The sequence below is a fragment of the Streptomyces formicae genome, from assembly GCF_002556545.1.
Taxonomy (GTDB): domain Bacteria; phylum Actinomycetota; class Actinomycetes; order Streptomycetales; family Streptomycetaceae; genus Streptomyces; species Streptomyces formicae_A.
In genome coordinates this window covers 2941187-2951351 of record NZ_CP022685.1, presented here as the reverse complement: position 1 = coordinate 2951351, position 10165 = coordinate 2941187, and the positions used below count along the sequence as shown (strand labels likewise).

Below are 10165 nucleotides of genomic sequence, written 5' to 3'. Positions count from 1 at the left end.
CGTCTCAGGGTGCGGAACTGTGGGGGGCGGTCGGGCGGAACGGTCCTGCGGTGTCGCTGTTCGTGCTGTCCAGCCGTGCTGCCGGGCGTGCCGCGAGGCCGTGGGGGTGGCCCTGCGGAGGTGCTGTGCCCGGCCGGTGCGGGGGCGGTGCGCGGACTGTGCTCGGGTGGGGTGGACAGTTTTCGCCGCCCCGTTCGGCGCGGCTACTCACGGAGGTGATAATTTCCGGGCTTTTAAGAGCTGACGTCTCATCACATCGTGGTGGGTTGCAGGGCGGTTGGGGACGTATCAGGATTCGGACTCTTCGGCTCCGTCGATTCATCGTCCCTTCCGCGGCCGTTCGCCCCGTCGTCGCTCCGGCCGCGCAGGACCAGGACGATTCCGGCCACCGCGAGCACCGCGCCGAGGATCACGGCGACCAGCGGCAGCGTCTGTCCGACCAGCTTCAACCGGCTGCTGTCGTCGTCCGCGAGCTTCACCTGGGCCTTCTGCGTGGCAGGGGTGAACGCGATCCGCTCGCTGTCGAGAAGCACCGTCGCGTCCTTGCTGGAACCCGGCGCGCGCAGCGTCTTGCGGGGCCCGATCGCGGCGTAGATGATCCGGCCCGTGCGCTGGTCGGCGACGAGCTCGATGCCGTGGTTCGCGTAGTACTCGTCGGCCATCACCTGGCTCTTCCTCGGCTGCCCGACCAGTCGGCCCGGCACCTGCCGGGTACCCGTCTTGGTGGCCTTCACGGAGCCGGTGAAGCGGTAACCCTCGTACCCCTGGACCTTCTTGGTGCCCCGGTAGGTGAGCGGCACCGTCGCCCCCAGCGTGTTGTCCCACCAGCGGTAGGAGCGCTTCTCCACGTCGAAGGGGAACTTCAGGTACGCCTCGCCCTCGAAGTACGGCTCCTCGCCGCAGCAGTGCACCGGCGCGTTCGTCTTCCGGTCGGTGACCCAGCGCTCCAGGGTCCACTGGAGCGAGTCGTGCGGATCGGCCGCGGGCAGCGACTTGTCGGGGTCGATGGAGGTGGACACGTCCCAGATCGCGCGCCCGCTGTCCTCGCTGTCCTCGACGTCGCCGCGGACCTGCCGGGTGACCGTGAGGTTCTTGTCGTGGACCGTCTTGATCTTCTCGGTGTCGAAATAACTCCCCTTGCCCTTGAAGACGGTGACGACGTCGATGTCGACGGGGGTGCGTTTCGCGCGTGGCTCCACGTACCAGGCGAGCATCGGTGCGAGGACCAGAAGGAACGCGCCAAGGCCGAGAAGGATCAGCGAAAGCGGTGAGGCGGTGCGGCGCATGGGGTCACTCCTGGGCTGAGGGCGGGAGAGTGTTACCGAGCCGTATGGGCCGGGAACCGTAGGCGCACCCTTGACGAGGTGTCAATGCATTGCCGAGACTGGGCACTTGCCGGACGGGGCCCGGTGCGAAGCGTGCGACGAGGACCGCGGACGGATGCGTCCCGGCGCGCGCGAGGACTGTCTGACCAGGGTGGGGACGACCTCCGACCGAGAGGCTGACCCTCGCATGCACCGACTGCTCGCCGCTTCACTCACCGTCGCCGCCGGGGCGCTGCTCGCCGTGGGCGCCGCGCTCGGAATCGTCGCGCTCCTCGACGCCACGCCGGATCAGCCCAATACGCCCCTTGTGCACTACGAGGCACCCGCGCGGGGGCAGTGAGTGACCGTGCCCGCCACCGAGACCTCGCCCGCCGCCGAGAGCCAGGCCCACGCCGCGGGGCGCTCCGCCTGGCGCGACGTGCCCCCGATACAGGTGCGGCAGTTCGCCGCGCTCGCCATGGAGGAGGTGCCCGCGCTCGCCCAGGACATCCTGCGCGAGATCCGGGCCGAGTACCCCGGTCTGCCCGTCGTCCTCGACGACTCGGGCGAGCCGATGGCGCTCATCGGGATACGCCGCGCCCTGGAGGGCTTCGTCCAGCAACTCGCGTCCCAGGAGGGGCGGCCCCGCTACCACCTGGAGGTCTTCCAGGAGTTCGGCCGCGGCGAGGGCCTGCACGGCCGCAGCCTCGACTCGCTCCAGGCGATCTACCGGCTCGGCGTGCGGCTCGCCTGGCGCAGGCTCGCCGAGATCGGCCAGCAGATCGAGATCCCGCCGCCCGCCATGTACGAACTCGCCGAGGCGGGCTTCGAGTACCTCGACGGCCTCGTCGACCAGTCCGTACGCGGCTACGCCGAGGCCGCGGCCCGCGAGGCGGGCGAACGGCTGCGGTTGCAGCGGAAGTTGATGGAGCTGCTGCTCGCCGAGCGGCGCCCCGAAGGCGGCGGCGCGCACGGCGTGCTCGCGGGACCGCTGCCCGGCTCGGGCCAGGGCGCGGCATCGGGCCCTGGCCACGCCTCGCTCGGCAACGGCCTCGGCGAACGGGCCGCCCGGGTCGGCTGGCAACTGCCCGAACGCGTCGCCGTGGGCGTCCTGTTGCGCCCCGCGCGCGAGGCCGTCGCGCCCGCCGTCGGGCAGGGCGTGCTGCTCGACATGGAGGCCGAACAGCCCCGCATGGTCGTGCCCGACCCCGACGCGGCGGGCCGCCCCGAACTGCTGCGCCGCGCCATGGCGGGCTGGTCGGGCGCCATCGGACCGCCCGTGCCGCTCGCCGACGCGGCGAAGTCGCTGCGCTGGGCGGAGGCCGCGGTACGGCTCATGGAGCGCGGCCTGCTGCCCGCGGGCGAGGTCCTGCACTGCACCGAGCACACCGAGGCCCTCGTCCTGCTCCAGCCCGAGGAACTCATCGAGGACCTGGCCCGCCGGTGCCTCGCACCCCTCGCCCACTGCGGGCCCGCGCACGGCCGCCGCCTCGCCGAGACGCTCCTCGCCTGGCTGGAAACCCGCGGTGGCGCCCCGGAGGTGGCGGCCCGGCTCGGCGTCCACCCCCAGACGGTCCGTTACCGCCTGCGCCAGATCAGGGAGCTGTGGGGCGACGAGATCGACGACCCCGACCGTCGCTTCGAACTGGAACTGGTCCTGCGGGCGCGGCGGTTGCGGGGGCAGCTGGGCAGGGCGTAGCGGTGAAACCCGGCACGGGCCGGGCCCGACGCGCCGGACCATTCGATTCCGCACACAACTTTCACAGGGGCGGCTTCCACTGTTCCCGGCGCGGCACCTAGCCTCCATGCCTCATGGACTACTGCCACCCGTGCCGCAGGCACCTCAACGGCGCCCTCGCCTGCCCGGGGTGCGGGACTCCCGCCGAGGCGTGCCGGGAGTACGCGCGGTCGGTCGCGGTACGGGAGGAGCGCGACGAGGCGTACGAGGAGGAGGCCCCACGCGCGCGTGGGCGCGGCCGGGGCCGGAGGGGGCATCGGCGCAGGCGCCGCAAGGTGCTCCTGGTCACCGCGGGGCTCGCGCTCGCCGCGGGTGGGCTGAGTCTCGCGGAGCTGGGGACGGAGGGGGGCGCGGACGAGCCTGTGGGGGCGTCGGCGCCGGACGGTGAGGCGGCTGCCTCCGGCGGTCCGACGTCGAGGCCCCCGTCGGCGCCGACGCCCTCTTCCGCCTCCGCCGCGGCTCCCCCTCCCTCCTCCTCTTCCTCTTCTCCCTCCTCCTCCCCTTCCTCCTCCGCTTCCGCGCGGGGGGTGAAGGGTGGTCAGGAGTCCGCCGTCGAGCAGACGGCATCAGGGAAGCCGGGCGACGTCGGCCCCGGCGCTTCCGCCCCGCCCGGATCCTCCCCACCGGAGGCCCCCGCCCCCTCGACCCACCCCACCTCACCCCCCGACCCGTCGGAGTCGTGCGACCGCTTCTTGTGGTGGTGCACGTAGCGTCGACTGCGTCCGCGGCTGATTCGTGGTTGCTCGCGCAGTTCCCCGCGCCCCTGATCGGGCCGCCTCCGCAGTGTTTCGCCTGCGGGCGCGTCGTGGCTGCTCGCGCCGTTCCCCGCGCCCCTGGCGGGGCCCGACGGCGGGGGCGAATTCAGGGGCGCGGGGAACGGCGCGAAACCCCGGGTGGCTCATGCCTGACGAGGCCAGGAAGCCAGACGGCTAAGGGGCGCGGGGAACTGCGCGACCGGCCCCGCACGGCACGAGCGTGACCCGCAGGCCAACCCCGGAGCGGACCCTCAAGCCCCCTCCCCAAGCATCCTCCGCAAAAGCCCCCGCAACGACACCCGCTCCTCACGCGAAAGCTCGGCCAACGGCTCCCGCGCGAAGTTCAACGAGTCCCGAAGCCCCCGCGCGACCCGCACCCCTTCCTCCGTCGGCGCCGCCAGCTTCACGCGCCGGTCCGCCGGGTCAGGACGCCGCTCGACGAGACCACGCGCCTCCAGGCGGTCGATGATCCCCGTGATGTTGGACGGCTCGCACTTCAGCTTCTTGGCTATGCGCCGCATCGGCATCGGCTCGATGGAGAGCAGGCCGAGCACCCGCGCCTGCGCCCCGGTGAGCGAGTGCTCGGACGCCGCCTCCTCGTACTCCTCGTAGTAGCGCGCCACGACCGTCCCGATGAGCTCGACGACCTCAAGGGTCAGCGGGTCGGTGCGCGGCGAGGGCGAGGGAGCGGCGGAGGACGGGGAGCTACTGGTGGCCATGGTCTCCAGGCTACCCGGTTACTTGACATCATGAAATATCTAGGCGCATGGTTGTTTCAGAACATGAAGTATTTCTGAGGCCAGTACGAGGCCAGTATCTGGAGGACGCCCCCCCATGTCCGTCACCCCCGAGCAGCTCCCCTCCGTTAGCCGCGAATGGCACCTCGTGCGCCGCCCGAGCGGCTGGCCCGTGCCGGAGGACTTCGCGCTGCGCGAGGTCCCCGTCACCGCCCCGGCCGAGGGCCGCGTCCTCGTGCGCAACCTGCACTTCTCCGTGGACCCGTACATGCGGGGCCGGATGAACGACGTGAAGTCCTACATCCCGCCGTTCCAGCTGGACCACCCCATGGAGGGCGGCGCGGTCGGCGAGGTCATCGCCTCCAACGCCGAGGGCTTCGCGGTCGGCGACCACGTCCTGCACTTCGCGGGCTGGCGCGAGTACGCCTCCGTCCCCGCGCAGCACGCCACGAAGGTGGACGCGCAGGCCGCGCCGCTCTCCGCGTACCTCGGTGTGCTCGGCATGACGGGCCTGACCGCGTACGCGGGCCTGCTCGAAGTGGCCTCCTTCAAGGAGGGCGACTCCGTCTTCGTCTCCGGCGCGGCCGGTGCCGTCGGCGGCCAGGTCGGCCAGATCGCCAAGCTCAAGGGCGCCTCGCGCGTCATCGGCTCGGCGGGCTCGGACGAGAAGGTGAAGCTGCTCGTCGAGGAGTACGGCTTCGACGCGGCCTTCAACTACAAGGACGCCAAGCCGGTCGTCGAGCAGCTCAAGGAGGCCGCCCCCGACGGCGTCGACGTCTACTTCGACAACGTGGGCGGCGAGCACCTGGAGGCCGCCATCAGCCGCATGAACGTGCACGGCCGCGCCACCATCTGCGGCATGATCGCGGGCTACAACGACACCGAGCCGACCCCGGGCCCGCGCAACCTCGCCATGGTCATCGGCAAGCGCCTGCGGCTCCAGGGCATGCTCGTGCAGGACCACAACGCGCTCCAGCCGCAGTTCGTCCGCGAGGTCGGCGCGTGGGTGCGCTCGGGCGAGCTCAAGTACCGCGAGACGGTCGTCGAGGGCATCGAGAACGGCGCTGAGGCGTTCCTCGGCATGCTCCGCGGCGAGAACACCGGAAAGATGATCGTCTCCCTCGGCTGAGCCACCGGTCCCGTGGACAGGTTTCCGGTATCCGATAACCTAATTCCACAAGCCGTGGTTGTGGGCGCGCACCACGTCACATCTCAGGAGGAACAGCCACTCATGTCCATCCAGAAGATCGACGTCAAGTACACCGCCGTCGCCACCGCGGAGAACGGCCGCGACGGCCGGGTGGCCAGCGACGACGGCAAGCTCGACGTCGTCGTGAACCCCCCGAAGGAGATGGGCGGCAGCGGCGCGGGCACCAACCCCGAGCAGCTCTTCGCGGCGGGCTACAGCGCCTGCTTCCAGGGCGCCCTCGGCGTGGTCGCCCGCAAGGAGAACGCCGACATCTCCGGTTCGACCGTGACCGCCAAGGTCGGCATCGGCCAGAACGAGGCCGGTGGCTTCGGCCTCGAGGTCGCGATCACCGCCTCCATCCCGAACGTGGACGCGGCCACCGCGCAGTCCCTCGTCGAGAAGGCGCACCAGGTGTGCCCCTACTCGAACGCCACGCGCGGCAACATCAAGGTCGAGGTCTCGGCCGCCTGACCTCATCGGTCGGCCGTTCGATCGCTCGTACGAGAGGGCCGCATCCCGGCGGGGGTGCGGCCCTCTCGTCGTGCGGGGCGACCGGTCAGCCCGTCGCGAGCGCCGCCTCGTGCACCGCGCGCGCGAGCCGCGCGTTCTCCGGCGCCGGACCGCCCGGGAACGCGAACCGCCGCCGCGTGTAGCCGTACGTGAGAGCGGCGCGCGGATCCGCGAACGCCTGCGAGCCGCCCGCGCCGCTGTGCCCGATGGAACCCGCGCCGAGGAACGGGTACCAGACCTCCGACGTGGCCTGGAAGCCGACCGCGAACACCTTGTGGGCCCGCGCCACCAGGTCGTACCCGATCGACTGGACCTGCCCGAAAGCGGCCAGGGTGTCGGGCTTCAGGAGGGCCTCGCGCCCGCCGATGCCGGTGACCGCCGCCGCGTACATCCCCGCCAGGCCGCGCGCGGACGCCACGCCGCCCGCCGACGCGGGCCCCTTGGCGCGTACGGCACGGGAGTTGGGCAGGGCCTCCAGGTCGGTGGGGTGCGCGGCGTTGCGGTTGAAGGCGATCGAGGCGAGGGTGTGCGGCCCGGTCGGCTGCGCCTCGATGAGCTCCCGCTGCTCGGGCGTCGGGACCATCGGCAGCACGGAGTGGAAGCGGCCCTCGTGCTCCTCGGGCAGGCCCAGGAAGAAGTCGAGCCCGAACGGGGCGCGCACGCGCTCCTCGTACACCTCCCGCAAGGTCCGCCCGGTGGCCCGGAACACCACCTCGCCCGCGAGCGCCCCGATGGAGAGCGCGTGGTAGCCGAACGCGGCGCCGGGACGCCAGAACGGGCGCTGCGTGGCCAGGCGCGCGGCGATCGCCCGGTCGTCGGCGAGCTCGTCCGGCGAGAACCCGGCGTCGGCGCCCACGACGCCCGCGCGGTGCGCGAGCAGCTCCCGAAGCGTCACGGCGCCCTTGCCCTCGGCGGCGAACTCCGGCCAGTAGTAGGCCACTTCGCGGTCCAGGTCGAGCACGCCGTCCTGGACGAGCAGGGCGACGACGAGGTGGGCCGCGCCCTTGGTGGAGGAGTACACCCCGTAGAGCGTGTCGCGGTCGGTGTCGGGCCCGACCCACAGGTCGACGACCTCGCGCCCCTCGACGTAGGCGGACAGCTGGCCCGCGTAGTGCGGCTCCTGGCCCGCGAGGACGGCGGTGAACTCGTCGCGCACGGCCTCGTATCCGTCGGCGACGGTGCCCTGCACTCGGATCTCACGGGTCATGGTGATGGCCTCCAGGGCGCGGCGGAATGATCTCTGTCCGGTCAACCGCCGCGCCCCCGAAGGTATTTCCCGGCCTCAGCCGACCGTCAGCAGCGCCCTTCCGACCTGCGGGAACATTCCCTTGGGGTGGTCGCGGAAGAGCGGTTCGGTGCCGAAGAGGACCACGCCCGTGCGGCCCGAGGTCCCGCTGATCACCGAGGCCCTGCCCGCGGCGGCCGAGGGGCCTCCGGTGCCGTCGTCGGTGGCCCGCCAGTGCCCGGACACCAGCGGGTTCCCCGTGCCGTACTTCTGCTCCACGCGCACCGAGGGGCCGAGGCCGGTGAACCACATCGGCGCGTAGACGAAGCTGTGCTCCGGCGCGCCACCGGTGATCGCGCCGCCCGAACTCGTCACCTTGACCACGCCGTTGGCGTCACCGTTGCCCGCCACGGGCTTGGCGGCGAGCAGCTTCGCGTCGGCGTTGAGCGCGGCGCCGGTCTCGCCCCGGCCGACCAGACCGCCGCCCTCGGCGAGGAACCGGTCGAGACCCGCCTTCGCCGAGGCGTTCAGCTCACCGCGATCGAGCCCGGCGGAGACGAACAGGACGTCCGTCGTGCGCCAGTCGAAGCCCGCGTTGAGCACGGCGTTGGACACCGGCACCACGTCGAAGTTCATCTCCCGCAGCGCGAACAGCTCGCCCGGCGTGACGGCCGCGGCGACCCGGGTGCGGTGCAGCGCGGCGCCGCCCTCGGCCTTGGTGGCGTCGAAGGACACGTCGTACTTCTCGGCGGCGACGGTCGCGGCACGGCGCGCGGACGACGGCAGGACGGCGTTCCCATCCCGGTCGCGGCGCACCGAGACCCCTTGCGCGAGAAGGGAGTTGAGCGCGGCGATCTCGCGCGGGTCGTCGAGCCGCAGGCGCAGGTTCCCGCGCGGGGCCACCTGGCCGACGCGGGAGGCGGCGTGCACCGGACGCGCGCGCACGCCGTCCAGGTCACCGCCCTTGACCGCGTCCACGCTCGCGCCCCACAGCCGCCCGAGACTCCACCCCGAGATGTCGTACATGGTCGACACCTTGTCGCTGATGTCCCGCCCGTCGGCCAGCATCACGTTCGCCAGGCCCCGCTTGGGCTGGTGCATGTCGACGACGTACGAGCCCTTGGCGTACGTACGGCCGCCGAGCCGGAAGGAGTGCTTCGCGCGCTCCACGCGGACGTCGTTGGCGAGCAGGTGGTCCACCAGGCGCGCGGCGGCCGTCGCCGATCGCTGGCCCCGGCCCCCGGCCGGAATGACGTACGCGCGGGGGAACTCGGTCGTGTAGACGTCCTCGGGCCCGATGCCCGGCACGCCGGGAACCGTCTCCTCCGAGACCGGCACCTGCTGCGCGCCCGTCGCGCCCCGCCGGAAGACCTCGATCTGGTCGGCGATCACCGAACGGCGGTGTGCCGCGGTGTAGTCGAGGGTGGCGCGCATGGCCGCGCCCGCGATGTCCACGTTGATGGCGGCCCTGCGGCGCAGCTCGGCGGCCGGCTGGGTCTCGTACTCCTCGTTGTTCACCTGCATCGGGAACTCGATGGTGTGCGTGGCGACCGCGCCGTGGAAGGGCATGTACTGCGGGGTGAAGATCGGCGGCCAGTCGTCCCAGCCCTCCTGCTGGTCGCGGAAGGGGATGACGGGCGGCTTCACGCCGTCCTTCTCCTCGGTGTAGCCGAGGCCCTTGATGGCGGCCTCCATGCCGAGGGCGTTGGCGTAGGAGTTCTTCAGGAAGAGGTCGTACTCGTAGTTCTCGCCGTGCGGGGGAGTGGTCGGCTCGATCAGCGTGCCGTTCACGTACCCGTGCAGGTCGATCATGACGGCGGGCTGCTTGGCGATGGCGATCTGCCGCACCGCGCGGGCCTCGGGCTGCGACGCGGTGATGAAGTCGCGGTTGAGGTCGAAGCCGTTGGCGTTGGCGCGGGTGCCCGCTATGCGCCCGTCGGGGTTGGTGGTGATGTTGAAGTAGAGGCGGTTGTGCGCGAGGAGGTCCTTGCTCCTGGCGTCCTTCGCCTTCGCGAGCTTCCCTATGAGCTTGAGGGCCGCGTCGGTGCCCTCCCACTCGTTGCCGTGGATGTTGTTGTTGATGAAGACCGGCGTCTTGTACGAGGACTTGATCGCCTTGTCCTCGGCCGCCGCGGCGGGGGAGTCCTCGATGCGCTCGCGCATCCGCTCCTGGCGGGCCGTCTCACGCGCGGACTCGGGCGCGGTGACGGTCACGAGGTAGAGCTGGTGACCGCCGGCGGAGCGGCCCGCTATCTCCACGCTCACGCGGTCGCCGACGCGCTGGAGGGCGTTCAGCTTCGGGGCTATGCCGTGGTACGGCGTCAGCCCCAGTTTTATCGACTTGTCGGCCGGGTTCTCCGGTGGTGGATCGAGCTCGCGCACGCGGGGATAGCCGCGCCCCTTGTCGCCGGTGAGCTCCGGGGCTCCGGCCCCGGCTCCGGACTGGACCCCGGCGAGGGCGCGGTCGGCGGCCGCCTCCGGAGCCCGGGCCGCCCGGTCGGCCCCCAGCGGCGAGCCCTCGCGGGTGACCGGGCGCGGTGTCGGATCCGCGGTGGCGCTGCCCGGGGCGAACGCGGTGAAGAGCAGCGCGCCCGCGGTGGCGGCGGCGGTGACCAGAACGGGTCTTGATGGCCGGGACATGCCCATATGTACCTCCGGGAGATCGATAAGCGAGGTCTTACCCGTTCAACTCCCGTACAACAAGAGG

General features: G+C 72.0%; 9 protein-coding genes. 5 read left to right on the top strand and 4 right to left on the bottom strand.

Annotated features, from left to right (window positions below):
- Positions 1 to 251: 251 nt before the first annotated feature.
- A complete protein-coding gene (locus tag KY5_RS12525; RefSeq protein ID WP_098242319.1) occupies positions 252 to 1286 on the bottom strand; it encodes a DUF3068 domain-containing protein in 1035 nt (344 codons plus the stop codon).
- A gap of 226 nt (positions 1287 to 1512) precedes the next feature.
- On the opposite strand from KY5_RS12525, the gene KY5_RS42135 reads away from it, so the two are divergent.
- The 3 genes from KY5_RS42135 (at position 1513) to KY5_RS43230 (ending at position 3752) form a co-directional block, all read left to right on the top strand.
- Positions 1513 to 1665, top strand: a complete 153-nt coding sequence (locus KY5_RS42135; protein ID WP_199843050.1) for a hypothetical protein — start codon at positions 1513 to 1515, stop codon at positions 1663 to 1665.
- 6 nt (positions 1666 to 1671) lie between these two features.
- Entirely contained in the window at positions 1672 to 3003 is a 1332-nt protein-coding gene (locus KY5_RS12515; protein WP_098247207.1) for a helix-turn-helix domain-containing protein, read from the top strand.
- A gap of 113 nt (positions 3004 to 3116) precedes the next feature.
- Positions 3117 to 3752, top strand: a complete 636-nt coding sequence (locus KY5_RS43230) for an SCO2400 family protein (protein WP_098242317.1) — start codon at positions 3117 to 3119, stop codon at positions 3750 to 3752.
- Positions 3753 to 4048: 296 nt separating this feature from the next.
- Here the strand turns inward: KY5_RS43230 and KY5_RS12505 are convergent, their stop codons facing one another.
- Positions 4049 to 4516, bottom strand: a complete 468-nt coding sequence (locus KY5_RS12505; protein ID WP_098242316.1) for a MarR family winged helix-turn-helix transcriptional regulator — start codon at positions 4514 to 4516, stop codon at positions 4049 to 4051.
- 115 nt (positions 4517 to 4631) lie between these two features.
- Here KY5_RS12505 and KY5_RS12500 point away from each other — a divergent pair, with 115 nt between their 5' ends.
- Together KY5_RS12500 and KY5_RS12495 are read left to right on the top strand one after the other, a co-directional pair.
- Entirely contained in the window at positions 4632 to 5663 is a 1032-nt protein-coding gene (locus KY5_RS12500; protein WP_098242315.1) for an NADP-dependent oxidoreductase, read from the top strand.
- Between the two features lie 102 nt (positions 5664 to 5765).
- The gene (locus KY5_RS12495; protein ID WP_098242314.1) at positions 5766 to 6194 is read left to right on the top strand and encodes an organic hydroperoxide resistance protein; all 429 of its coding nucleotides are present in this window, start codon (positions 5766 to 5768) and stop codon (positions 6192 to 6194) included.
- A gap of 85 nt (positions 6195 to 6279) precedes the next feature.
- Here KY5_RS12495 and KY5_RS12490 read toward each other — a convergent pair whose 3' ends face one another.
- Together KY5_RS12490 and KY5_RS12485 are read right to left on the bottom strand one after the other, a co-directional pair.
- Positions 6280 to 7440: a serine hydrolase domain-containing protein gene (locus tag KY5_RS12490; protein ID WP_098242313.1), complete on the bottom strand. Its 1161-nt coding sequence runs from the start codon at positions 7438 to 7440 to the stop codon at positions 6280 to 6282.
- A gap of 75 nt (positions 7441 to 7515) precedes the next feature.
- Positions 7516 to 10098 carry a M14 family zinc carboxypeptidase gene (locus KY5_RS12485; RefSeq protein ID WP_418952765.1) on the bottom strand — a complete coding sequence of 861 codons (2583 nt, stop codon included), beginning with the start codon at positions 10096 to 10098 and terminating at the stop codon, positions 7516 to 7518.
- Between the last annotated feature and the right edge of the window lie 67 nt (positions 10099 to 10165).